At 72.2% G+C, this 23154-nt stretch carries 19 protein-coding genes; 8 read left to right on the top strand and 11 right to left on the bottom strand.

Annotated elements, in window-relative coordinates:
* Positions 1–455: 455 nt before the first annotated feature.
* Positions 456–878, top strand: coding sequence for a hypothetical protein (locus ABGB21_RS07190; RefSeq protein WP_347676929.1), 423 nt, complete (start codon positions 456–458; stop codon positions 876–878).
* Between the two features lie 21 nt (positions 879–899).
* Here the strand turns inward: ABGB21_RS07190 and ABGB21_RS07185 are convergent, their stop codons facing one another.
* Together ABGB21_RS07185 and ABGB21_RS07180 are read right to left on the bottom strand one after the other, a co-directional pair.
* Positions 900–1925 carry a hypothetical protein gene (locus tag ABGB21_RS07185; protein ID WP_347676927.1) on the bottom strand — a complete coding sequence of 342 codons (1026 nt, stop codon included), beginning with the start codon at positions 1923–1925 and terminating at the stop codon, positions 900–902.
* Between the two features lie 159 nt (positions 1926–2084).
* The gene (locus ABGB21_RS07180; RefSeq protein WP_347677175.1) at positions 2085–2822 is read right to left on the bottom strand and encodes an aldo/keto reductase; all 738 of its coding nucleotides are present in this window, start codon (positions 2820–2822) and stop codon (positions 2085–2087) included.
* Between the two features lie 290 nt (positions 2823–3112).
* On the opposite strand from ABGB21_RS07180, the gene ABGB21_RS07175 reads away from it, so the two are divergent.
* Together ABGB21_RS07175 and ABGB21_RS07170 are read left to right on the top strand one after the other, a co-directional pair.
* The gene (locus ABGB21_RS07175) at positions 3113–4318 is read left to right on the top strand and encodes a threonine synthase (RefSeq protein WP_347676925.1); all 1206 of its coding nucleotides are present in this window, start codon (positions 3113–3115) and stop codon (positions 4316–4318) included.
* 127 nt (positions 4319–4445) lie between these two features.
* Complete coding sequence (locus ABGB21_RS07170; protein ID WP_347676923.1) at positions 4446–5861, top strand: hypothetical protein; 1416 nt, start codon at positions 4446–4448, stop codon at positions 5859–5861.
* A 37-nt stretch (positions 5862–5898) separates the two neighbouring features.
* Here ABGB21_RS07170 and ABGB21_RS07165 read toward each other — a convergent pair whose 3' ends face one another.
* The 4 genes from ABGB21_RS07165 to ABGB21_RS07150 all read right to left on the bottom strand — a co-directional run bounded on the left by ABGB21_RS07165 (position 5899) and on the right by ABGB21_RS07150 (position 10319).
* Entirely contained in the window at positions 5899–7716 is a 1818-nt protein-coding gene (locus ABGB21_RS07165; RefSeq protein ID WP_347676921.1) for a glycoside hydrolase family 15 protein, read from the bottom strand.
* A 28-nt stretch (positions 7717–7744) separates the two neighbouring features.
* Positions 7745–8137 carry a cupin domain-containing protein gene (locus tag ABGB21_RS07160; RefSeq protein ID WP_347676919.1) on the bottom strand — a complete coding sequence of 131 codons (393 nt, stop codon included), beginning with the start codon at positions 8135–8137 and terminating at the stop codon, positions 7745–7747.
* Positions 8138–8522: 385 nt separating this feature from the next.
* Complete coding sequence (locus ABGB21_RS07155; protein WP_347676917.1) at positions 8523–9659, bottom strand: phospholipase D-like domain-containing protein; 1137 nt, start codon at positions 9657–9659, stop codon at positions 8523–8525.
* 225 nt (positions 9660–9884) lie between these two features.
* The gene (locus ABGB21_RS07150) at positions 9885–10319 is read right to left on the bottom strand and encodes a hypothetical protein (protein ID WP_347676915.1); all 435 of its coding nucleotides are present in this window, start codon (positions 10317–10319) and stop codon (positions 9885–9887) included.
* A 322-nt stretch (positions 10320–10641) separates the two neighbouring features.
* Between ABGB21_RS07150 and ABGB21_RS07145 the strand changes: the two genes are divergently transcribed.
* Entirely contained in the window at positions 10642–11367 is a 726-nt protein-coding gene (locus tag ABGB21_RS07145) for a cellulose binding domain-containing protein (protein ID WP_347655418.1), read from the top strand.
* A gap of 103 nt (positions 11368–11470) precedes the next feature.
* Positions 11471–12346 (top strand): NAD-dependent protein deacetylase, encoded by an 876-nt coding sequence (locus ABGB21_RS07140; protein WP_347655419.1) that lies wholly within the window; start codon positions 11471–11473, stop codon positions 12344–12346.
* Positions 12347–12420: 74 nt separating this feature from the next.
* Here ABGB21_RS07140 and ABGB21_RS07135 read toward each other — a convergent pair whose 3' ends face one another.
* From ABGB21_RS07135 to ABGB21_RS07115, 5 genes are all read right to left on the bottom strand, one after another.
* Complete coding sequence (locus tag ABGB21_RS07135; protein ID WP_347655420.1) at positions 12421–13038, bottom strand: hypothetical protein; 618 nt, start codon at positions 13036–13038, stop codon at positions 12421–12423.
* Positions 13039–13069: 31 nt separating this feature from the next.
* Positions 13070–15337 carry a M48 family metalloprotease gene (locus tag ABGB21_RS07130; RefSeq protein ID WP_347655421.1) on the bottom strand — a complete coding sequence of 756 codons (2268 nt, stop codon included), beginning with the start codon at positions 15335–15337 and terminating at the stop codon, positions 13070–13072.
* A gap of 245 nt (positions 15338–15582) precedes the next feature.
* Positions 15583–16548, bottom strand: a complete 966-nt coding sequence (locus ABGB21_RS07125) for a DMT family transporter (protein ID WP_347655422.1) — start codon at positions 16546–16548, stop codon at positions 15583–15585.
* A 277-nt stretch (positions 16549–16825) separates the two neighbouring features.
* Entirely contained in the window at positions 16826–17116 is a 291-nt protein-coding gene (locus ABGB21_RS07120; protein WP_347655423.1) for an adhesin, read from the bottom strand.
* A 318-nt stretch (positions 17117–17434) separates the two neighbouring features.
* Positions 17435–18517, bottom strand: coding sequence for an NAD(P)-binding domain-containing protein (locus ABGB21_RS07115; RefSeq protein WP_347676913.1), 1083 nt, complete (start codon positions 18515–18517; stop codon positions 17435–17437).
* A 118-nt stretch (positions 18518–18635) separates the two neighbouring features.
* Between ABGB21_RS07115 and ABGB21_RS07110 the strand changes: the two genes are divergently transcribed.
* The 3 genes from ABGB21_RS07110 (at position 18636) to ABGB21_RS07100 (ending at position 23152) form a co-directional block, all read left to right on the top strand.
* A complete protein-coding gene (locus tag ABGB21_RS07110; RefSeq protein WP_347655425.1) occupies positions 18636–19937 on the top strand; it encodes a phospholipase D-like domain-containing protein in 1302 nt (433 codons plus the stop codon).
* 90 nt (positions 19938–20027) lie between these two features.
* The gene (aceB, locus tag ABGB21_RS07105; protein WP_347676911.1) at positions 20028–21599 is read left to right on the top strand and encodes a malate synthase A; all 1572 of its coding nucleotides are present in this window, start codon (positions 20028–20030) and stop codon (positions 21597–21599) included.
* 26 nt (positions 21600–21625) lie between these two features.
* On the top strand, positions 21626–23152 hold the full coding sequence (locus ABGB21_RS07100; RefSeq protein ID WP_347655427.1) for an FAD-linked oxidase C-terminal domain-containing protein: 1527 nt from the start codon (positions 21626–21628) through the stop codon (positions 23150–23152).
* The last annotated feature ends 2 nt before the right edge of the window (positions 23153–23154 follow it).

The raw sequence follows: 23154 nt of genomic DNA, 5'->3' as shown, positions 1-23154 counted from the left end.
CCCGCGTCGGGCGTTGCGTGCCCCACACGTACCCCGACGGGTCGCTCCGTCGGCGGGGGCCGCCCAACCGGCAGCGCCGTATCGCGCCGGGCGGTCCCCGCCCTCCTGTCCACCGAGAGCAGGGAGGTTCACCGATGGCGGTCCGAAACCAACAACCCCGTCCTCGACACCGACGCGACTGGCAGCGGCTCTGGCGCTACTGCCGATGCGGCCTCCGATGGCCCTGTCCCGACCTGGCGCCGCAGCCGACCCGGCCGTTCCACCCCGGTTCGGTCCCGCCGGCACCAGCGCCGACGACCCCGGACGGTCCGCCCGCGACCACCCGTCCACGCGGATGGAACCAACGGCCGGCCTGGGACGGCCCCACCAACCTCGGGCACCGGGTCGGACGGGCGGGGCGGCTGACCCCGGCCCAGACGTCCCGGGCCGAGCCCGGATTCTGAAAGGTGGGTGTCGTGGTGATGCGGGATGTCGCGGCGCTGGCCCGACCCGGCCGGGAGCACCCGCCCCGGCGTCCCACCTGGACGTGTCGGACCTGCGAAAACGACTGGCCCTGCGCGGCGGCGAGGGTGAAACTGCCGGCCGAGTTCAGGCTCGACCCGCTGGCACTCTTCGTGTACCTCGGCATCTGTCTCTACGAGGCAACCGCCGACCTCTGCACACTCAACCCGAACCCCGGGCCGGACCCGATCGTCCTACACGCCCGGTTCCTGGGCTGGGTGCCGGAACGTCGGCTGATCATCGGGGCACTGGCCCGCCGGTACGCCGACGGCTGGCCCGCAGTCCCGACAACCGGCACCGGACAGACCCCGGCCGCACCGGACATGCCCGACACCGGACGGATCACCGCCTGGCCCAACACGAACAGCGGCCCGTAGGCCGCAGGATCCGGCTCGTACTCAGTTGAGGGTCGAACCGCTCGGGGTACGTGGAACGCCGCCCGGACCGAGTTCCAGGCGCTGGCCGGGGACCAGCCCGTCGCGGTCCCGGGCATCGGCGAAGACGACCCGGCTCAGGTCGTGCGCGCCGGGGTCACCGGCCAGCACCCCGGGCACCGCCGACAGCATGCCCGAACCGACCGGCGGCACCGTCGGCAACTGCCCGGGACGACCGGGCGGCAGCACCGGGGCCAGCGCCCGGAACACGCCACGCACCCGGTCGGCCCGATAGTCGGCCGGATCGTCGGTCGCCCGGAGCAGTACGCCACCGTGGCGCAGCGGATACACCTCGGCGAAGGCCCCGCAGGCCCGCAGCCGGTCCGGCCCGCCCAGCTGACCGGTCAGCTCCCGGGGGCAGAGCGTGACCCACTCGTAACCGCGCAGCTGGTGCCGGCTCGCCGCCGCCGAGGCGGACGGGTCCCGGCCCAGCGCCGCGTCCAGCATGGTGGCCGGGGCGAGGATGCCGGCGTTGACCACGATCTCCCCGTACGCCGGGTCCGTCGCGTCGCCGACCCGCCGGGCCAGTTCGACAAGCGCCGGTACGACCAGCGGCAGCCGGCCCGGCCGGTCCGCGAAACCGACCGAGATCTGCAGTCGGACGTGCCGGGACCCGGCGAACCGGTCGAGGAAGACGTCCAGTTCGGAGGCGGTCGCCTGCGGAGGGGCGTCGAACCAGCGGGCCGACAGGTGGCTGCAGTCCGGGGTGAGCCCGTCGACCCAGCGGGTCGGTCGGCGACGCCGTCCCCGCCCGGTCGGATCCTGCTCGAACGCGGTCAGCGAGGTCGCCGGGGCGGCGGCGCCGGCCGGGTGGACGTACGGCAGCAGGGTCCGGCACGCCTCGTCGTACCACCACTGGGCCAGGGCGGCGAGTCGGGCCGGGTCGTCACCCGAGTCGACGTAGACCAGCCAGGTGACGAAGTCGGGCTCCGGCCCGCCGTCCCCCCGGCCCGGCGGCGCGTACCCACCGAAGAACTGGTCCCCCACCATCACGTGCCCCCCTCGCCCCACCCCGTCCGGATGCCGCGACCCGGCGACGGCGACGGCGGCGATACCGCACGTCAACCCGGGCAGCGGATCCGGTCAGGGTAGTCGGCGGCACTGATCTTGGGGCAGCCGGCGCCCACCCCGTCGGTCGATCCGCCCGGGTCAGCCGGCCATCGCGTCGAGCTGGCGCCGCTCGTCCTCGCTGAGTGAGAAGCCGAAGACGTCGAAGTTCTCCCGGATCCGGGCCGGGGTCGCCGACTTCGGGATGGCCACGAAACCGTGGTCGAGGTGCCAGCGCAGCACCACCTGGCTCGGGGTGACCCCGTGCGCGCGGGCGATCCCGGCCAGCACCGGGTCAGACAGGTTGGTGGTCTTGAACGGGCTGTACCCCTCCAGTACCACGCCACGGTCCCGGTGGTCGGCGACCACCCGCGCGTCGTACAGCGCCGGACCCCAGCGGATCTGGTTGACCGCCGGCGTCTCCCCGGTCGCCTCGACCAGCGCGTCGATCTCGGCGGTGTCGTAGTTGCTGACCCCGATCGCCCGGGTCAGCCCCTCGTCCCGGACGGCCCGGAGCTCCTGCCAGGCGGCAAGACTCTGCCGGGCCGAGGACGGCGGCCAGTGGATCAGCCACAGGTCGACCCGGTCGAGGTCGAGGGCGGCGAGACTCGCCGCGATGGTCTGCCGTTCCTTCCCGACCTGGGACGGGGGCAGCTTGGTGGTGACGAAGATGTCCTCGCGGGGCACCCCGCTGTCCCGGATCGCCCGGCCGACCTCGGCCTCGTTGCCGTACATGGTGGCGGTGTCCAGGTGCCGGTAGCCGACGTCGAGCGCCTCCCGGACGGCGTCGTACGCCTGACCGCCGGTGATCTGCCAGGTGCCGAAGCCGAGCAGCGGCATCCGGAGGCCACCGGGCAGTTCGACGGTGGGCTGGTCGGTAGCTCGACTCACTTCGTCCTCCTGCCCCGGTCGGCTGTCCTCATCCGGACCTGCTACCCCGGTCGGCCCGGGCCATGCGTTTCCGACCGTCACCGGCCGGCCTGCGGACCATACCCGACGCCGGTAACCTGCCCGGTAGGAAACGGACGATCGGTTCCGGGAAAAGAGTGATCCAGCCCGCACCGGGTACCACCGAGGTCGGCGACCGTGCCGGGGATCATGGGAGGACCCGACGTACTGGAGGCCAGCCGGTGTTTCTCACGCACCTGGAATGCCCACGCTGCGGCGCCACCCACGACGCCGACCGTCCGCAGAATCTCTGCACCTGCGGCTCCCCGCTGCTCGCCCGCTACGACCTGCCCAGGGTCCGGCAGGCGGTCCGTCCGGAGGAGTTCGCCCGACGCTCGGCCGACCTGTGGCGGTACCGCGAACTGCTGCCGGTCGCCGACGACCGGTACGTGACGACCCTCGGCGAGGGCTGGACCCCGCTGCTGCCGGCGCCCCGCTACGGCGAGTCGATCGGCCTGCCCCAGCTGATGGTCAAGGACGAGGGGCTGGTCCCGACCGGTTCGTTCAAGGCCCGGGGCGCGGCGGTCGGCGTCTCCCGGGCCGCCGAACTCGGCATCAAACACGTGGCGATGCCGACCAACGGCAACGCCGGCGCGGCCTGGGCGACGTACGCGGCCCGGGCTGGGCTCCGGGCGACGGTCGCGATGCCGCTCGGCGCCCCGACGATCACCCGCCGGGAGTGTGTCGCCGCCAACGCCGAACTGCACCTGATCGACGGTCTGATCAGCGACGCCGGCCGCCACGTCGGCACCCTCGTCGCCGCCGCCGGTGGCTCGCCGGGCGGGGAGATCTTCGACGCGAGCACCCTCAAGGAGCCGTACCGGCTGGAGGGGAAGAAGACCATGGGGTACGAGATCGTCGAGCAGCTCGGCTGGCGGGTGCCGGACGTCATCCTCTATCCCACCGGCGGCGGGGTCGGTCTGATCGGCATCCACAAGGCACTGCTGGAGATGCGGGAACTCGGCTGGATCGGGGACACCATGCCCCGGCTGGTCGCGGTGCAGTCGACCGGCTGCGCCCCGATCGTGCGGGCGTTCGGCGGCGGCGCGACCCGCGCCGAGCCGTGGGCCGACGCCTGGACGGTCGCCTTCGGGATCAACGTGCCGGCGCCGCTCGGCGACGAACTGATCCTCACCGCGCTGCGGGACACCGCCGGTACCGCGATCGCGGTCGACGACGAGACGATCCTGGCCGACCTGCACGAGTTCGGCGCCCGGGAGGGTCTGCTGCTCTGTCCGGAGGGGGCGGCCTGCCTGAGCGCCGCCCGGCGGCTGCGGGCCGGTGGCTGGATCCGGCCGGACGAACGGGTCGTGGTGCTCAACACCGGTGCCGGTCTGAAGTACCCGGAGACCGTCGACGTGGACAGCCTGCCGGTGGTCGACGCATGACGTAGGTTGCCCGTGGCTCGCCCGGAGATCACCCAAGGGGAATTCGGCCGGGCGGTGGGCGGAAATCCGACAGCGACAGCGGGCCCGGAGACAACGACGGCTCGCGGGAGACGGGCGTTGACTGGTTATGTTCCACCTGGCTAAGCACGCCCGGGCAGACGGGCCGACCGATCCCACCGGTACGTCGGCACCCGCCGACGACCTCGACGAGACGTTGTGGCGCGCTGCGGCCGCGATCCTCGACGCCAACTGGACGGGCACCTACACCGTGCCGTCCCGGACCCTCTATCCGCACCAGTGGAGCTGGGACGCCGCCTTCATCAGCGTCGGCCTGGCCCACACCGCGCCGGACCGGGCCTGGCGTGACCTGCGCAGCCTCTTCGAGGCGCAGTGGCCGGACGGGCGGGTGCCGCACATCGTCTTCGATCCGAACGTCACCGAGCGGGACTACTTCCCGGGGCCGACGTTCTGGGGCGGGGGCGGCACCACGCCGTACCCGGGGGCTCCGCCGACCGGCGCGCAGCGTGTGCCGGTACGGCTGAGCAGCGGGATCGTCCAGCCGCCGGTGCACGCCCTGGGCGCCTGGCTGACCTGGCTCCGGGCGCCCGGCGAGACCGCCGTCGCCGAACTTCGCTGGCTCTATCCGCGGCTGGTGGCCCAGCAGGAGTACCTGGCCACCGCCCGCGACGTGGACGGCGCCGGGCTGACCGCGATCGTGCACCCGTGGGAGTCCGGCCTGGACAACAGCCCGGCCTGGGACCAGGCGCTGGCCGCGGTACCGGCCGACCTCGCCGTGCTGCACCGGTACGCCCGACGGGACACCCAGGTGGTCTCCTCGACCCACCGGCCCACGGACGAGGACTACGCCCGGTACCTGACCATCGCGCTGTCGTACCGGGACCAGGGCTACCGGGACGCGGACCTGGCCGGGCGGCATCCGTTCCTGGTCGAGTGCCCGGGCTTCAACGCGCTGCGGGGCGCCGCCGAACTGGCGCTGGCCCGGATCGCCGAGGTGGTCGGCGCCGACCCGGCACCGCACCGGGCCCGGGCGGCGGCGATCACCCGGGCGCTTGTCGACCGGCTCTTCGACCCGGAGTCGGGGCTGTTCCACGTCCGGGACCTACGGACCGGACTGCGCGGTCCGGCCCGCTGCGTCAACGGGCTGCTGCCGCTGGTCCTGCCCGACCTGCCGCAGGCGCAGGTGTCGAGCCTGGTCGCGGCGGTCACCTCGCCCCGGTTCGGCGTCTCGGAACGGATGCCGGTGCCGAGCTACGACCGTCTCGCCGCCGACTTCGACCCGTACCGCTACTGGCGGGGGCCGGTCTGGTTCAACATCAACTGGCTGCTCTGGCGCGGCCTGCGTACGCACGGGCACGACGCCCTGGCCGACACACTGCGGACCGCCCTGCTCGGCCTGGTCCGCGACGCCGGCTACCACGAGTACTTCCACCCGGACAGCGGTGCGGGGATCGGCTCCCCGGCGTTCAGCTGGACCGCCGCCCTCGCCCTGGACCTGCTCGCCAAGCCGGACGACCTCGACTGATCACCCGGCCCCTGGCCCAACCGGGCCCGGCCGTCGGTCAGGAGGCGCCGTCCGACGGCAGGTCCGAGAGGTCCGGCATGGTCAGCCGCCAGGCGGCGTTGATCAGCCCGATATGCGACAGTGCCTGGGGGAAGTTTCCCAGGTGCGCCCCGGTGGTCAGGTCAAGCTGCTCGGCGAAGAGCCCGACGTCGTTGGCCCGGCGGGCGGTCCGCTCGAACAGCTCGGTGGCACGGTCCGTCTCACCGAGCATTACCAGGCACTCGACCAGCCAGAAGGCGCAGAGCACAAAGCCGGCCGGATCGTCCGGCCAACGGCGGATCAGTCCGTCGGAGCCGAGCTGGTCGTGCACCGCCTCGATGGTGGCCCGCATCCTCGGGTCGGTCGCCGGCAGGAATCGGGCGATCGGCAGCACCAGCACCGAGGCGTCCAGGTCGGGCGAGCCGAAGGCACCGGTGAAGGCGCCGACCTGCGGATTCCAGCCCCGGTCGAGCACGGTCGCCCGGATCTCGTCCCGTACGCGGGTCCAGCGCGCCGGGTCGGCCCGGTCACCGAGCTTCGGCGCGAGCCGGATCGCCCGGTCCAACGCCGCCCAGCACATCACCTTCGACGTCAGGTAGTGCCGGACCTCGCCGCGCACCTCCCACATCCCGGCGTCCGGTTCCCGCCACGTCTCGGCGGCCTTGTCCGCGACCCCGACCAGCAGGGTCCGCAGGGTGTCGTCGAAGTCGCCCAGCGTGTGCTGGAGCCGGTGTGCGGCGATCATGATCTCACCGAGCACGTCGAGCTGGTGTTGGTGCCACGCCTCGTTGCCGATCCGCACCGGTCTGCTGCCCCGGTAGCCGCGCAGGTGGTCCAGGCTCGTCTCACCCAGGCACCGCTCGCCCTCGACGCCGTACATCACGGGAAGCGGACGGGGCCCGATCTGGCCGGTGGAGCGGGCCATCCAGTCGAAGAGCCGGTCAGCCTCGTCAGGACACGCGCCCACCCAGAGGGCGTGCAGGGTGAAGGCGAAGTCACGCAGCCAGGCGTACCGGTAGTCGTAGTTGCGGTCTGCGCCGATCTCCTCCGGCAGCGAGGTGGTGAGGGCGGCGGCGACCGCGCCGCTGCGCTGGTAGGTCAGGCCCTGCAGCACCAGCGCGCTGTGTCGGACCAGCTCCGGATACCGCCCCTGGTAGCGGTGGATCGCCTGGATCGAGCGCCACGCCTCGACGGCGTCGGTGACCGCGGCCACCCGGTCGAGCACGAACTCCGGGGCGCCGTACGTCTCCGCGTAGGCGCAGTCGAACCCGACCCGCTCACCGGCGGAGACGGTGAACTCGGCGACCGCCGTGCTGTCGTCCCGGGCGGTCATCGGTACGTCGCCACGCAGCACCAGCCGGCCCGGCCCACAGTCGCTGACCAGCCGGTCGGCCCCGTTGTACAGGTACGGCGTGAGCAGGCCGTACTGGGGACGCGGGACAAACTCGGCACGCATCCGTACGCTGCCGGCCAACCCTCGGACGACACGGATCAGCACCTGTGGGGAGGCCATGCCGATCTTGTGCCCCCGGGCGCCGGGAGCGACGGCGAGCGCGTCGACAACCTCGACCGCACCGTCGGCGGTGTGGTGCTCGGTGCGCAGCACCAGGGTCCCCGGCAGGTAGGCCCGCTCGGACGACGGTCCCCGCTCGGGCGACGGGTCCCCGACCGGGGCGAGCAGCCAGTAACCGGCCTGCGGGTCGAGTAGTCGAGCGAAGACCGACGGCGCGTCGAACCGGCCGGGACACCACCAGTCGACCGAACCGGCGCGGCTCACCAGCGCGCCCGACCGACAGTCGGACAGGAGGGCGTACTCGCTGATCGGAACGTCGGTCATCGGGCCCGGATACCCGCGCCGCCCGGTTTCACCCGGTCGGCGGTTCGTCCTTACCCGCCTCTTCCAGCGCGTCAGCCTGCTCCTTCGTACGGTGCACCGCCTGGTCGGCGTGCTCCGGCGGCCCGTAGATGGTGTAGAGCACCAGCGGGTTCGGGCCGGTGTTCACGAAGTTGTGCCGGGTTCCGGCCGGTACGACGACCAGGTCGCCCTGCGTCACCTTCCGCCGTTCACCGGCGATCCGCGCCTCTCCGGTGCCGCTGACGAAGGTGAGGATCTGGTCGACCTCCTCGTGGACCTCCTCGCCGATCTCTCCGTCCGGGGGGATCGTCATGATGACCAACTGGGTGTGCTTGCCGGTCCACAGCACCCGCCGGAAGTCCGGGCTCTCCTCGGCGACGGTGGCGATCGTGAAGTGCTCCATGCCCGGTTCCTTACCCCGGGTGGGAACAGCTGATGCGCGGATCACCGGGACGAGGGATGCCGGCGGGAGAAGGCGGGACGAGGGATGCCGGTGGGAGCAGGGTTGCCGGCGGGGTGCCGGGTGCGGCCGAGGCTGGGGCGACCGCTCTACCAGGTCCCGTACCGAGGCAGGTTTGCTTCTCCGGACGGTGGGAAACCCCACACGTAGCCGGAACGGCCGCCATGCCGGGCCGGCGGGCCAGGTCCCCGCTGGCGTACCGCCACTGGGCTGCGCGGGCGGGAGACGGCCGGAGCGCGGCGACGCCTTGATCGATCGGGCGGCGCCGCGCGCTCGTGTGCCGGCACCACCACGCCCTCGTGCCGACGTCCCACTCCGACCCGGCGGATCAGGTCTGCGGCACCCCGGCGGCCCGCAGCGCCCAGAAGTTCGACCGGTACTGGTCGTGGATGGTCGCCGACTGGATCCGCAGCATCGCCTCGTCGTTCTCCCGCAGCGCCGCGTTCGTGTAGTTGTGGCTGCCGGTCACCACCCACTTGGTGTCACGCTGACCGGCGTACGTCCCCTCGATCAGCAGGTACTTGGAGTGCACGATGCGGTCGCCGCTGATCCGGTACAGCTTGATCCGGGCGTGCCCGTCGAGGATGCTCCGGACGTCTGCGTCCATCGTCGTGTAGACGACGTCGACCCAGCACTTCCGGTCGGCGAGTTCCCGCAGCTTGTTGGCGATCGGGTTGCGGCTGAAGTACCACATGCCGATCCGGATGATGGTGCGCCCGGTCTCGGTGCCGACCGAGGTGTTGCCCTCGCAGCTGACGTTCTCGTCGAGCATGTTGTAGACCGTGTCGGTGCCGGCATCCGACCCGGCCCGGGGGAAGAAGTACGACTTGGCGTTCCCGCTCGACGTGCTCCGGTAGTAGTCGTTGTTCTTCACCTGGGCGGCCAGGTCGTTGAAGTAGTCGACGTACGAGTTGTAGACGGCGGTGTTGCCGACCAGCGTGACCGCGTTGTTCCAGTACCGCTCGGCGTTGTCGCCGGTCAGGTTGGCCGAGCTCTGCACCAGCACGTTCGCCGAGCCCGAGGTGTGGGAGAAGAGGAAGAACTTGTTGTGCATGATCGGCGTGGCGAGGTTGCCGATGCAGGCCCGGTCGGTCGTGCAGATGGTCACCCAGGACGGGTTGGCCCGGTTCGTACCCAGCGCGGCGACGAGGTCGAGGGTCGCCTGGTGGCTCCGGGACTGGCTGTCGAGCACCAGCCGGACGTTGACTCCACGTTGGTACGCCGCGATCAGGTCGTTCGACATCCGGGTCAGGCTGAAGTGGTACATCGCGATCCGGATGGTCGATCCCGTGGTGGCGTTGCCGACCAGGCCGCGCAGGTGGTCGACGATGGCGTACTGCCGGTCGGGATTGGTGGGATCGTTGAAGACGGCGCCGCTGGTCACCGCGGCGGCGGCGGGGGCGGCGGGGGTGAGGCAGGCGGCGACGACAACGCCGGCGAGGACGGTTCGCAGGATACGACGCATCGATTGATCGTAGAGAGTCGGTGATCGATGTGACGCCTTCCCGAAGGACACCGGTTCGCAACAGTCACCCGGGACGGGCCGGGCACGCCGGTCCCCGCGGTACCGGGCCGTACCGCGGGGACCGGGGCCGGGCCTGCCGCCGCCCGGCCGGGGTGGGACGTCGGACCGGTGGCGCGCCGGTCCGACGTCGGTTCGCGCCTCCCGCCGTACGGCGGTAGACCTGGGTCAGGACGAGATGTGCAGGTGGAAGGCGCGGTCGGCAGGGGCGCCGGCGCTGTTCCAGGTCTGCACGAAGACCCCGTTGGCGTTGCCGGCCCGGCCGACCACGGCGATCTCACCGGGCGGGGACGCGCCGACGCTGCCGGTCAGCCCGATGGTGGCGGTGTACGCCGAGCGGACGACCGACTGGATGAAGACCACCTGGTACTGGCCGAGGGCCAGGCGGGCGCTGGAGACCACCCCGAACCCCCGGGCCAGGGTCCCGTTCGCGTTGACCACGGCGAAGTGGCCCTGTGCGGTCGCCGGCAGTCCGGCGAGGGTGGCGGGTACGGCCATCAGGCCGACGTCCTCGGTCCCGGCGTCGGTGTCGAGGGCGGGTGGCTGCTCGGCGGCGGCGTACTCGGCCTCGATGGCCTTGGCTGCGTCGTTGGCTTCGGACATGGTGGTGGCTCCTTGCCTGGTCGGGCCGGGGTGCGGCCCGGAGGGAGTGGACGGAGGCGGGCGGCGAGCGGTTGGCTCCCCGGCCGGTGGACGGCGGTGCCTCCGACATCGACGCTACTCTGCGTTATCGCTTGACCACAGTTAGTACGCCTGTCCGATCACGGACACGCTGGCCCGCGACCACACGGCCATGCGACCAGGCAGCCACCGGAGCATCGGGCCGCCGACAGCCGACCGGCCGATGGCGGAGCCCACCAGAGCTTGATAGATATCGATGCGAGCCGGGCACTGGTTGGATCACGATCTCAGAAAGGCTCTCGCCATGCTCCGCCGTACGCTGCCCACGTCGCTGCTCGCCGCCGTGCTCGGCCTGGCCCTGTTGCCGCTCTCACCGGCCCCGGCCCAGGCCGACCCGCTGATCCCGCTCCCCCCGCCGGGCCAACCGGTGGCCGCCTCGGTCACCGCGACCGGCGCCACCCTGACCTGGTCCCCACCCGACGGCCCGGTCTTCCGCTACTCCATGCTGCGCCTGGTCGACGGCGAGTGGCAGGGCTGGCTCTCCATGCCCCGCAACTCGGTGACCCTCGTCGAGCTCACCCCGGACACGTCGTACACCGTGGCGGTCCGGGCCGCCGCCCTGCCCGGAACGGGCTACACGACGAGTCCGCTCTCCGAACCGCTCACCTTCACCACGCTGACCGAGGAACCCACGCCGCCGCGCGGCTTCGGCTGCACCGTCGGTGTCACCGTCGACCGGTACGGCGGCTACCGGGTGAGCGGAAGCGTCACCTGGTCCGGCCCCGAACCGGCGCCCCGGTGGTCGATGCGGTTCACCATCGCCACCAGCGTCTCCATCACCCAGGTCTGGAACGCCAGCATCCAGCGCAGCGGCACCAGCGCCACCCTGACCCCCGCGGTCTGGGACGGTCCGACGCTGCCACCGGCCGACACCCCGTACCAGTTCGGCTTCTCCGGCCGGTACGTCGGAACGTTCGTACCGCCGGGCGACTTCCGGGTCGGCGACACCCCGTGCACCGTCGTCCACTGACGGCTGCCCCGGGGCGCCGGACCGGACGCCGTACGCCGACCCGTCGGTGACCGTCGCCACATGCCGCCTCGCCGGTCCGGCACCGGCGAGGCAGCATGGACGGGTGGATACGCGCACAGCCGAGCGGTACGGCCCGCTGGCGGAACTCCTGGCCGGCGGCGACGTGGTGGTGCTCAGCGGCGCCGGCCTGTCGACCGAGTCCGGGATCCCGGACTACCGGGGACCGAGCGGGGCGGCACGCCGGCACACCCCGATGACGTACCAGACGTTTGTCAGGGACCCGCTGGCCCGGCGCCGCTACTGGGCCCGCAGCCACCTCGGCTGGCGGCTGATGGCCGGAGCCGCCCCGAACGCCGGGCACCACGCGGTCGCCGACCTCGAACGACGGGGTCTGCTCGCCGGCGTGGTGACCCAGAACGTGGACGGGCTGCACCAGGCGGCCGGCGCGCGGTCGGTGATCGAACTGCACGGCAGCCTGGCCCACGTCACCTGCCTGGACTGCGGCGACCGGACCGACCGGGAGACCCTGGACCGGCGGCTGCGGGCCGCGAACCCCGACTTCACCGCCCGGTACGACACGGTCAACCCGGACGGCGACGTGACCCTGCCCGACGAGGTCGCCGAACGGTTCCAGGTGGTCGACTGCCCGGCCTGTCCGGGTGGCGTACTGAAACCGGACGTCGTCTTCTTCGGCGAGACCGTGCCGGCCGCCCGCGTCCAGGCCTGTTTCGAGCTGGTCGAGCGGGCCCGGCTGCTGCTGGTCCTCGGCTCCTCCCTGACGGTCATGTCCGGCCGCCGGTTCGTGATCCGGGCGGCGAAGCACGACATCCCGGTGGTGATCGTCAACCAGGGTCCGACCCGGGGCGACGAGCACGCCTCGCTGACCGTCGACGCACCACTGGGCCAGGTGCTGCCGGACCTGGTCCGGCTCCTGGACCAGGTTCCCGCCGGCCACAGGGTGGCGGCCGTCCCCGGCTAGCGCCTCGCCCTCGGGCCGGGCGCCGCCGACGCCCGCGGCCATCCCGTTCCGGCGGGGACCCGGGCACGGCGCTGTTATCCGCCGCTGGCGACATCCTCCACCGGCGCCGGTTCGCCCCCGGAAACCGTCGGCGCCGGTTCGCCTCCGGAGGCTGCCGGGGCCCCGCCGCCGTCGACCGGAGCCGGTGTCCCAGCACCCGACTGGCCGCCGAGGGGTGTCACACCCCCACCGGTGGGCCCCGGCACAGCCGCCGGCCCGGTGCCGCCCGCCGGGGCCTGGCTGGCGACCGCGGGCAGGCTCCGGGTCACCTCGGCCAGCAACTCCTTCGGATCGGTACGCCCGGTGACCTGGAACTCGACCTCGGCTTCGCCGACCCGCAGCCGTACCCGGGTGTCCCTGCGCTGCTGGGCCACCCAGGTCTGGAGCACCTGGAAGAGTCCGGGCAGCAACGCCTGCGCCACCACCGCGATGATCACCGCGTCGCTGAACCCCGCCCGCCCGTCCTGACGTCCGCGGGTCTCCCGTACCGCGTTGCGGTACTCCGGGTGCCGGCGGAGCCAGTCGCCCAACCCCTGCTGCGGCGACGACGCCGAGTGGGCGGTCAGGATCAGGTGCACCGGTTGGTCGGCCGGTCGCCGGGCGGTCTGCCCGAGCGACGCCGCCGCGTCCGGGTCGGTCACGGTCTGCTCCACTTTCTCCTCGTCGGGTGGCTGTCAAGCACTCTCAGTCGGTGGGGGGCTGGAAGGTGACCTGGTCGCCGTTCACCACCAGCACCCCGCGTACGAAGAACTCGTACTCCTCGGTGTACTGCCGCGACTGGCCGAGGTAGTCCTCGGCCGTCCAGGAGGCCGTGACCGTGCCGCTGCCGTCCTCGAGGGTGGAGACGGCGGCGGTGGCCGCGCCCGTCAACTCGGCTTGGATCGTCGGCTGCTCCGTGATCGTCCACCGCACCTTCTCCACGCTCGTGTTGTACAACCGGAAGGGGCAGCCCGTCGCGGCCGCCGCCCCCTGCTGCACACAGTTGTCGAGGTACGCCTCGACCGCCTGCTCGGCGCGGCTCTGCAGATCCGGTCGCGGCGCGGGGGTGACGACGATGCTGCCGCCCTGGCCGCCGAGCGCGACCACGACCGGGACCGGTGGTGTCTCGCTCAACACGCTGCTCGGCAGGGTGGCGAGGTACCGGCCGGGGAACGCGGTGACCGCCAGGAGGTCACCCTCCGACGCCGAGACCGGCACCCCGTTGATCCGCAGGCCCGGCTGGTCCGGGCCGGACATCTCGGAGAGGCCACCGTCGAGGTGCCAGCCGCGGAGACCGAACGAGGTCGACTCGTCGCGACGGAGCTGCAGCTCGACGGTCATCGGCGTGCCGGCCACCGTGTAGGAGACGTCCGCCACCGCCTGGTCACCCTCGCGCCGCACCGATGTGACGTCCACGTCGGTCGGCGGCTCGTAGTCGTCGGAGGCGACCATCGCGGCGAGCGTCTCGTCCTGCGCGAGGGCCTCGCGGACCGTCGGGTCCAGCCAGTCGAGCGCGGCGCCGGCGTCGCGGTCCTCGAGGGCGGAGAAGTAGCCGTTCACCGCGGACCGGGGCCCGAAGAACGCCCACTGCACGATGCCGAGACCGCTGGCGACCAGGCAGCCGGCCAGCAGCACCGCGAGCGTGACGACCACGGTACGACGCGAGGGGCCGCCCGGCACCGCGTCCTCGAACCCGACGGCGTACCCGGACGGGGCGCCGCCGTCCCCGGTGGACCCGGCGCCGGAGGTGGCGGGTAGGTGTGCCAGCCGGTCCAGCCGTTGCTCGTGTGCGGGGTGGCTGGCACAGACCACCTCGTCCCACCCGCTGCGGCCGTTCTCGAAGGACTTGCGCCGCTCCAGGATCGCCCGCAGTCCGTCGATCCGGCCGGCGTGGACCGCGCCGAGGTCGGCCCGGTATTCCGCCGCCCGGACGTCGCGGGCGTGCAGCGGCATGACCAGGTACTTCATCGTCAGCAGGACCGGCCAGAAGACGAGGAAGACGAGGAAGTTGGTCGCCGGGTGCGGGAAGCTGCGCATCAGCCAGACCGGCAGCGCGTGCAGCAGGAACAACGGCAACGCCACTCCGCGTACGAAGGCCGAGGTGACCTCGTCGCCGGTGCGCCAGTGCACGAGTTCGTGGCTGAGCAGCGCCTCGATCTCGTCGGTCGGTTCGGTCAGCAGGCTCGTGGTGACCACGATGTGCCGCGAGTAGGTACGGGCGTTGGTGAGGACGGGATCGTCCTCGATGAGCAGTCGGGGCACCGTCGGCAGGCCGAGGCGGCGCGCACACTCCCGGAGCACCGGCTCCAACGCGGCCCGCTCGCGTGCGCTGAGGGCGCGTGCGCCGGAGAGCAGCAGCAGCCGTGGCTCCAGCAGTACCCGGTAGAGCGTGTAGGCCACGCCGATCACGATCGCGGCGGCGACCGTTCCGGCCAGGCCGCTCACCAGCGTGACCGGGCTGTCGAGGCTGTCGCCCCAGGGCACCAGCACGACGTAGAGGAAACCGCCGAGGAAACCGACGGCGACCCCCAGCAACCCGCCGAACACGCCGGCCGACCGGGTCAGGAAGGCGTCGAGCAAGCTGCCGACCAGCGGCGTGTCCAGCAGTTCGGCGGGCACCTGGTCGGTCACGTCCAGCCCGCCGGAGAGCGACCCGAAGATCCCGAGCCCGACCGCCGCCCAGAATCCGAGCAACAGCGCGAGTGGTACGTACAGCCAGGTCGCGACGAAGGCACCGAGCACCCCACGCCAGTCGCGGAGGATGCCGGCGCGCAGCCAGACCAGTGCGTTCGGGTATCCCGGTGGTTGGTCGGGAATCTTGCGGCCGGTGGGCGGAGCGGACGACGACGGCGGCGGTCCGGGATCCGTCGTCGGGGGCCGTACTGCCTGCGGCGGTGTTGCCTGCGGCGGTGTTGCCGACGAAGCCGGTGCGGGTGGACCGTCCGGCGGTGGAGTAGGCGAACTCTCCGGCATGGGGGTGCCCCCGGGGTCTCATGGCGCGAGGACTGGAAACGCTCGGCCGCCCGGCGAACGGATGCGACACCGGACGGGTAGCCGTGACGTAGGGGGTCGTCCGGCTACGACTGCCCACAATAGAAGGGCATCGAGTGTGATGTGAGCCCGTTCGAGGATCGATTTTCAGCTCGGCCGTCTCCGACGGCCGGCCCGGCCGGGTGCCACCTGGCCGGGCCTGCCGAGCAGACCTGTCCGCCGAGCGGTTACCTGGTCACCGCCGGCGCGGTCGCCGACGCCCCGGCCCGGGTGGTCGGCGCCGCCGTGGCCAGGAGCACCGCCACCGCGAGCAGCCCGGCGCCGACCGCTCCGACCGGGCCGAGCCGGTCGCCCAGCAGCACCGCGGCGAGCAGCGCGCCGACCAACGGTTCCAGCAGCGTCACCAGCGCGGCGGTACCGGGCCGGACGGTCCGCAGCCCACGGAAGTAGAGCAGGTACGCCACCGCGGTCGGCCCGACGCCCAGGGCGAGCAGCAGCCCCACGGACCGGAGGTCCGGGTCGAACCCGAGCCCGACGGTACTCCCGGCGACGAGGGTCACCAGTAGTCCGCCGGCGGAGAAGCCGAGTCCGGTGCCGGTGAGGTCGTCAAGCGTCGCCACCGGTCGGGCGCCGACCAGGGTGATCGCGGCGAACCCGGCCGCGGAGAGCAGGGCGAGGGCGGCGCTGGCGAGGACGGCCGGGGTGCCGAAGTCGCCGGACGGCAGACCCACCAGCAGGCCGAGTCCGGTCAGCGCGAGGCCGCAGGTGACGGCGGCCCGACGGTCTGTCCGGCGACGGCCGGAGACGGCCTCGGCGGCGAGCACCAGCACCGGGGCGGCGCCGATGGTGACCAGCGTGGCCAGGCTGACCGAGGTCAGCGCCACCGAGCCGAAGTAGCAGACCTGGTAGCTGGCGGCCAGTGCGCCGAGGACGAGGATCCGGGTCCAGGCGGCCCGACCACGCGGCAGCCTCCGCCCGGTGAGCAGGAGGAAGGCCACGATCAGACCACCGCCGACACAGAGGCGGTAACCGGCCACCGCGACCGGGGAGAGTGCGGTGGTCCGGCCGAGCAGGCTGCCGGTCAGCCCTCCGGTGCCCCACAGGGTGCCAGAGATGATCAGGAAGAGAAGGCCGGTGCCGGGCCGGGGACGGGCGACGGCCGGCGAGGTGAACGCTTCGGATGAGGTGTGCATGGACGTACGCGCTCCTGCGACGAGAAGGGAGATGGTCGCGGAAGCGGGGCGTACCCGGGCTCAGGTCACCGGATCGAAGTCATCCACAGTGGAGCAGCACGTCGGCCGGGACGGCTCGACGCGCTGGCCTGGTCGCCCCGCTCAGGAGCGCGGCGGCGGGGTGATCGGAAAGCACCGGTGCACGGGCGTCACTCTACCGTCGGGCCGACGCACGACGGTACGCCCGTCGGGCCGGTCCGTACCGGCGCCGGCGGGCGTACCACGCCAGGTGCTGAGCTCAGCCGAGCGGCTGCTGCTCGGAGAAACCGAACTGCACGGTGCCCTCGGCGTCCACCGCCGCGTCGAGGGCCTTGTCGTCGAGTATCTGGGCGGCCTGCGGGTCGAGGAAGACCCGGGCACCGTCGCTGTCCACCACCTGGTCACCCTGGGCCGGGCTCTCCGCGAGTTCCAGGGTGAGCGACCCGGCGGCGAGGTCGCTGACGATCCGCAGCCCGGCGCCGTCCGGCACCTCCTGCTGTGCGGTCAGGTCCCGGATCACGAGTACGGCGTTCTCGGTCATCGTGAGCATAAAAAACTCCTTGTGGATTCTCTCCGGCCGCACGCCGCATCCCCTGACGCGGGTGCCCCGGACCATCCCCCGACACACCCGTGCCAAACGCGGGCGAGCCGGCAGAGGATGGGGAGGCCTCGAACATGTAGCCAGCCCATCGGAGGGGCCGCGGACGTGCGGCCGGGCTGGCGCCTTGACGTACGGCGGTCGGCGTCTCTCTCGAACTCGCGGGTGTGGCAACAGGCCGTACTTGCCCTACGTTGCCGCTTCCAACCTGATTCGTCAACTCCGGTGAGCCGTCCGGCGGCGTGTGTTATGCCCGCCGCCAGGCGGTGGTCAGCCGTCCGCGACGGACCCGGCCGACACCCGGTCCAGCAGCCGCCGGATCTCGCGTACCGCGGTCCGCCCGGCCCGGTTCGCGCCGATCGTGCTCGCCGACGGCCCGTACCCGAGCAGGTGGATCCGCTCGTCGACGACGACCCGGGTGCCGTCCATCGGGATGCCGCCCCCGGGCGCGCGCAGCCGCAACGGCGCGAGGTGGTTCAGGACGGCCCGGAACCCGGTGCACCAGAGGATCACGTCCGCCGCGAAGCTGTCACCGTCGGCCCAGACCACCCCTTCGGGGACGATCCGGTCGAACACCGGGAACCGCCGCAACACCCCGGTCTCGTGCATCCGGCGCAGTTGCGGGGTCCACGGCAGCCCGGTCACGCTGACCACGCTGCCCGGCGGCAGACCGACGCGTACCCGTTCCTCCACCCTGGCGACGGCGGCCCGGCCCTGTTCCTGGCCGAACCGCTCGGCGAAGACCGGCGGGCGGCGGGTGACCCACCGGGTCGCGGCGGCGACCGCGGCGACCTCGGCCAGCAGCTGCACGGCCGAGGTGCCCCCGCCGACCACCACCACCCGGCGGCCGGCGAACTCCGCCGGGCCCCGGTAGTCGGCGGTGTGCAGCTGCCGGCCGGCGAAGGTGTTCTGCCCGGGATAGACCGGCCAGAACGGGTGCCGCCAGGTGCCGGTGGCGTTGGCCAGGGCCCGGGTCGTCCAGGTGCCGGCGTCGGTACGCACGTCGAGCCGGCCGTCCGGTCGGTCGTGTACCGAACGCACGTTGACCGGCCGGTGCACCGGCAGCCCGAACTCCCGTTCGTAGGCGGCGAAGTACCCGGCCACCACCTCGGCGGCCGGACGGTCCGGGTCGGCGGGGCCGAGCGCCATCCCCGGCAGGTCGTGGATGCCGTGCACACCGGAGAGCCGCAGCGTCGGCCAGCGTTCCCGCCACGCGCCGCCGGGACCGGCCCCGCCGTCCAGCAGCACGTACCCGGTTTCCGGGGCGAACCCGGCCCGGTGCAGGAAGTATCCGGCGGAGAGCCCCGCCTGGCCCGCGCCGATCACCACCACGTCGACATCCCGACCGCTCACACCGGCGACAACCACCGGCCGTGGTCGATCCGTACCGGACCCGGGCGTCTCGTCGCTCACACTCCGCGCGACGCGGTGAGCCCTGGTCCGTGACGCCCGAGGATGCGATGATCCAGGCATGTCGATATGTAGGTTCTTTCCGCGATCGGCGACACGGTCGGCACTGGTCTTCACCGTCGCCGCCGCCACGATCGGCGCACCGGTTGGGCCGGCCGCCGCCGTCGAGCCGGACCCGGTGCTGAACAAGGCCGTCTTCAACCGGCCGACCGGTTCGACCGCCGCGCAGAACGCCATCTTCGTCCAACTGGCCCGGATCATCGACCGGGTACCGGCCGGCGGCGAGATCCAGATGTCGTGGTTCGGCTTCGGGGTGACCGACGTGACCGACTCGGCGACCACCCCGGACCTGCCGGCCCGACTGCTGAACGCACACCAGCGCGGGGTACGCGTCAAAATCATCCTCGACCACGAGCAGGTCAGCCAGCGCCCGTACCAGCGGCTGCTGCCGGTGCTCGGCGCGAACGACACCGCCGGGTCGTACATCGTGCACTGCGCGGACCAGTTCCCGAGCCAGGACCGGGGTTGCATCGGCACCCGGCGTATCGACTACAGCACCTCCTCGGTCACCGCGTACAACCACAACAAGTTCCTGACCGCGTCGAGCGTGGTGTTGGACAACGGTTCCACCGTCGCCAACGTCGTCTTCCAGGGCTCGGCCAACCTCGGCTGGTGGGACGCGAACGAGGCGTACAACAACGCGGTGACGTTCAGCGACGCGACCACTTACCAGGCGTACCGACAGTACTTCGCGGACCTGCGCTCACACCGGTACAGCTCGACCGGGAACAACAACTACTACTGGGGCACGCCGACCGGGACCACCTACCGGGCGTACTTCTTCCCCCGCCGGGAACGGTCCGGCCAGCCGGTCAGCGACCCGGCCACCGACACCATCGTCAGTGTGCTCGACTCGGTGAGTTCGTGCTCGTACGACGACGCCGGCACCCGCCGACAGACCGACGTACGGGTCAACATGTACTCGTTCAACCGACCCGAGGTGGCGAAGAAGCTGACCGCCCTGCGCAACGCCGGCTGCTGGGTCGACGTGGTCTACAGCGAGGCCAACGCCGGGGTACTCGACGCGCTCGGCGGCAACGTGCAGGTCACCCGCTGCAACTTCAACGTCGGGCCGGGCCGGGACATCCGTACCCACAACAAGTACATGCTGATCGACGGCGCGTACGACGACGACATCGTGCCCCGGGTCTTCACCGGCAGCCACAACTACAACGTCTCGGCGCTGCGCCAGGCCGACGAGGCGATGCTGCGCATCATGGGCCGTGGCATGCACGACGACTACCTCGCCGACTTCTGGCACGTCCGGGACACCTGCCGGGCCAACGGCGGCGCGGTCAGCTGACCCACCGGTGATCAGCCGCGCAGGTCGGGAAGGGGTGCCGCCCTCCACCGGAAGCGATAATGAGAGCCCCTTCCCCACCTGGAGGCGTGCATGATCGAGGTCACCGGCCCGCTGGGTGCGCGGTACGCGGAGATTCTCAGTGCGGAGGCGCTGGAGTTCCTCGCGGAGCTGCACCGGGAGTTCGAGCCACGGCGGCGGGAGTTGCTGGCGCTGCGGGCGGAGCGGGAGGCGGCGTTGGCCGCCGGCGGCACGCTCGGTTTCCTGCCGGAGACCGAACACATCCGGGCGGACCCGTCGTGGCGGGTCGCGGAGCCGGCACCGGGACTTGTCGACCGGCGGGTCGAGATCACCGGGCCGACCGACGCCAAGATGACGATCAACGCGTTGAACTCCGGGGCGAAGGTCTGGCTCGCCGACCTCGAGGACGCCAACACTCCACTGTGGTCGAACGTGGTCGAGGGGCAGCTCAACCTCCGCGACGCGATCGCCGGCTACCTGCAGTACGTCTCGCCGGACGGCCGCCGGTACTTTCCGCGCCAGGACGGCGAGTTGGCCACCATCGTGGTGCGGCCGCGCGGCTGGCACCTGACCGAGAAGCACATCCTGGTCGACGGCGAGCGGATCGCGGGAGCACTCGTCGACTTCGGACTCTACTTCTTCCACTGCGCCCGGGCGCAGCTCGCCTCCGGCTCCGGGCCCTACTTCTACCTGCCCAAACTGGAGAGCCACCTCGAGGCGCGGCTCTGGAACGACGTGTTCGTCCTCGCCCAGGAGCGGCTCGGCATCCCGCGCGGCACCGTCCGGGCCACCGTACTGATCGAGACGTTCCCGGCCGCGTTCGAGATGGAGGAGATCCTCTACGAGTTGCGGGAACACTCCGCCGGGCTGAACGCCGGACGCTGGGACTACATGTTCAGCGTGATCAAGAAGTTCCGGACCCGGGGCACCGAGTTCCTGCTCCCGGACCGGGCCGCGGTGACGATGACCGCGCCGTTCCTGCGGGCGTACACGGAACTGCTGGTCCGGACCTGTCACCGGCGTGGCGCGCACGCGATCGGCGGCATGGCGGCGTTCATCCCCAGCCGACGCGACCCGACGGTCAACGAGACCGCCTTCGCGAAGGTCCGGGAGGACAAGACCCGGGAGGCGGACGACGGCTTCGACGGTTCCTGGGTCGCGCACCCGGACCTGGTCCCGGTCTGCCGCGAGGTCTTCGACAACGTGCTCGGCGACCGGCCACACCAGCTCGGCCGGACCCGGGACGAGGTACGGGTCGACGCCGCCCAACTGCTGGACGTCGCCGCCACCGGAGGCCGGCCCACCGAGGCCGGACTGCGCAACAACGTCAGCGTCGGTATCCAGTACCTGGCGAGCTGGCTGCGCGGCTCCGGTGCGGTCGCCATCTTCAACCTGATGGAGGACGCCGCCACCGCCGAGATCTCCCGCTCCCAGGTCTGGCAGTGGCTGCACAACGGTGTCACCCTCGACACCGGCGTGCCGGTGACCCGGGAACTGGTCGAACGGATCGCCGACGAGGAGATCGCCCGGCTCGACGCCGACCCGGACCGGTACGCCGAGGCACGGGCCCTGTTCACGGAGGTCGCGGTCGCGGACGAATTTGTGGACTTCCTCACGCTGCCCGCGTACGAGAGGATGCCGTAACGAGCTGTCCGCAACGGAGGTCGGCGATGACCGGTGACGACGACGGACGATCGACGACGACCGGTCCCGACGGGGATCGGTCGGCGGAACGCGCGGCGACGATCGGGAGGTTGGCCGCCGAACTGCGTACCCGGCTCGACGCCGACCAGGTGATCGACGACCGGGCCCGGCTGCGGACGTACGAGTGTGACGGGCTGGCCGCGTACCGGGTCGTGCCGGCCCTGGTGGTGCTGCCGCACACCGCCCAGGAGTGTGCCCTGGTGGTCCGGTCCTGTGTCGCCGCCGGGGTGCCGTTCGTGGCCCGGGGCTCCGGGACCGGGCTCTCCGGCGGCGCCCTGCCGCACCCGGACGGGGTACTGGTCGTCACCTCCCGGCTACGCGAGATCCGGGAGGTCGCCCCGGCCGACGAGCGGGCGGTGGTCGAACCCGGGGTGATCAACCTGGCGGTCAGTCGGGCCGCCCACCCGCACGGCTACTACTACGCCCCCGACCCGTCCAGTCAGCAGATCTGCTCGATCGGCGGGAACGTGGCGGAGAACTCCGGCGGCGCACACTGCCTCAAGTACGGCTTCACCACCAACCACGTGCTCGGTCTGCAGGTGGTGACCCCGGACGGCGAACTGGTCCGGCTCGGCGGGGCGGCGCCGGACAGCCCCGGGTACGACCTGGTCGGCGCGTTCGTCGGCTCGGAGGGGACCCTCGGCATCGCCACCGAGGTCACCGTACGGCTGGTCCGGTTGCCGGAGTCGGTACGTACCCTGCTCGCCGCCTTTCCCACGACGGACGCCGCCGGTGCGGCGACCTCGGCGATCATCGCGGCCGGGGTGGTCCCGGCGGCGGTGGAGATGATGGACGCGCTCGCCATCGAGGCCGCCGAGGCGGCCGTCCGATGTGGATATCCGGCCGGCGCCGGCGCGGTGCTGATCGTCGAGCTGGACGGCCCGGCGGTCGAGGTGGAGGCCCAGTTCGCCGAGGTGGTGACGTTGTGCCGGACACACCGGGCGTTCGAGGTACGGATCGCCGCCGACGAGGCGCAACGGGCGCTGTTCTGGAAGGGGCGCAAGTCGGCGTTCGCCGCGGTCGGCCGGCTCAGCCCGGACTACATCGTGCAGGACGGGGTGATCCCCCGGACCGCGCTGCCGGAAGTGCTGCGCCGGATCGGCGAACTCGCCGCCGAGCGGGGCATCCGGGTGGCGAACGTCTTCCACGCCGGCGACGGCAACCTGCACCCGCTGGTCCTCTTCGACGAGACGATCGACGGGCAGACCGACCGGGCCGAGGAACTCTCCGGGGCGATCCTCGACCTCTGTGTCGCGTACGGCGGGTCGATCACCGGCGAGCACGGGGTCGGGATGGACAAGGCGACGTACCTGCCCCGGATGTTCACCGACGACGACCTCGACACGATGCAGCTGCTCCGGTGCGCCTTCGACCCCCGGTCGCTGGCGAACCCCGGCAAGATCTTCCCCACGCCCCGGCTCTGTGGTGAGGTGCCCGGCCGGCGCAAGGGTCCCCATCCACTGCAGGAGGCGGGTCTCGCGGAGGTGTTCTGACC

The sequence above is a fragment of the Plantactinospora sp. B24E8 genome, assembly GCF_039871735.1.
Classification (GTDB): domain Bacteria; phylum Actinomycetota; class Actinomycetes; order Mycobacteriales; family Micromonosporaceae; genus Plantactinospora.
Note: the sequence above shows the minus strand (reverse complement) of the source record. Positions and strands in the feature narration are given on the sequence as shown.

Coding starts and splice junctions, on each gene's coding strand:
- ABGB21_RS07155 (WP_347676917.1), bottom strand. CDS start 9,659: ATGCGTCGTATCCTGCGAACCGTCCTCGCCGGCGTTGTCGTCGCCGCC.
- ABGB21_RS07180 (WP_347677175.1), bottom strand. CDS start 2,822: ATGCCGCTGCTCGGCTTCGGCACCTGGCAGATCACCGGCGGTCAGGCG.
- aceB (WP_347676911.1), top strand. CDS start 20,028: ATGATCGAGGTCACCGGCCCGCTGGGTGCGCGGTACGCGGAGATTCTC.
- ABGB21_RS07100 (WP_347655427.1), top strand. CDS start 21,626: ATGACCGGTGACGACGACGGACGATCGACGACGACCGGTCCCGACGGG.
- ABGB21_RS07110 (WP_347655425.1), top strand. CDS start 18,636: ATGTCGATATGTAGGTTCTTTCCGCGATCGGCGACACGGTCGGCACTG.
- ABGB21_RS07185 (WP_347676927.1), bottom strand. CDS start 1,925: ATGGTGGGGGACCAGTTCTTCGGTGGGTACGCGCCGCCGGGCCGGGGG.
- ABGB21_RS07160 (WP_347676919.1), bottom strand. CDS start 8,137: ATGGAGCACTTCACGATCGCCACCGTCGCCGAGGAGAGCCCGGACTTC.
- ABGB21_RS07120 (WP_347655423.1), bottom strand. CDS start 17,116: ATGCTCACGATGACCGAGAACGCCGTACTCGTGATCCGGGACCTGACC.
- ABGB21_RS07130 (WP_347655421.1), bottom strand. CDS start 15,337: ATGCCGGAGAGTTCGCCTACTCCACCGCCGGACGGTCCACCCGCACCG.
- ABGB21_RS07150 (WP_347676915.1), bottom strand. CDS start 10,319: ATGTCCGAAGCCAACGACGCAGCCAAGGCCATCGAGGCCGAGTACGCC.
- ABGB21_RS07170 (WP_347676923.1), top strand. CDS start 4,446: ATGTTCCACCTGGCTAAGCACGCCCGGGCAGACGGGCCGACCGATCCC.
- ABGB21_RS07165 (WP_347676921.1), bottom strand. CDS start 7,716: ATGACCGACGTTCCGATCAGCGAGTACGCCCTCCTGTCCGACTGTCGG.
- ABGB21_RS07145 (WP_347655418.1), top strand. CDS start 10,642: ATGCTCCGCCGTACGCTGCCCACGTCGCTGCTCGCCGCCGTGCTCGGC.
- ABGB21_RS07125 (WP_347655422.1), bottom strand. CDS start 16,548: ATGCACACCTCATCCGAAGCGTTCACCTCGCCGGCCGTCGCCCGTCCC.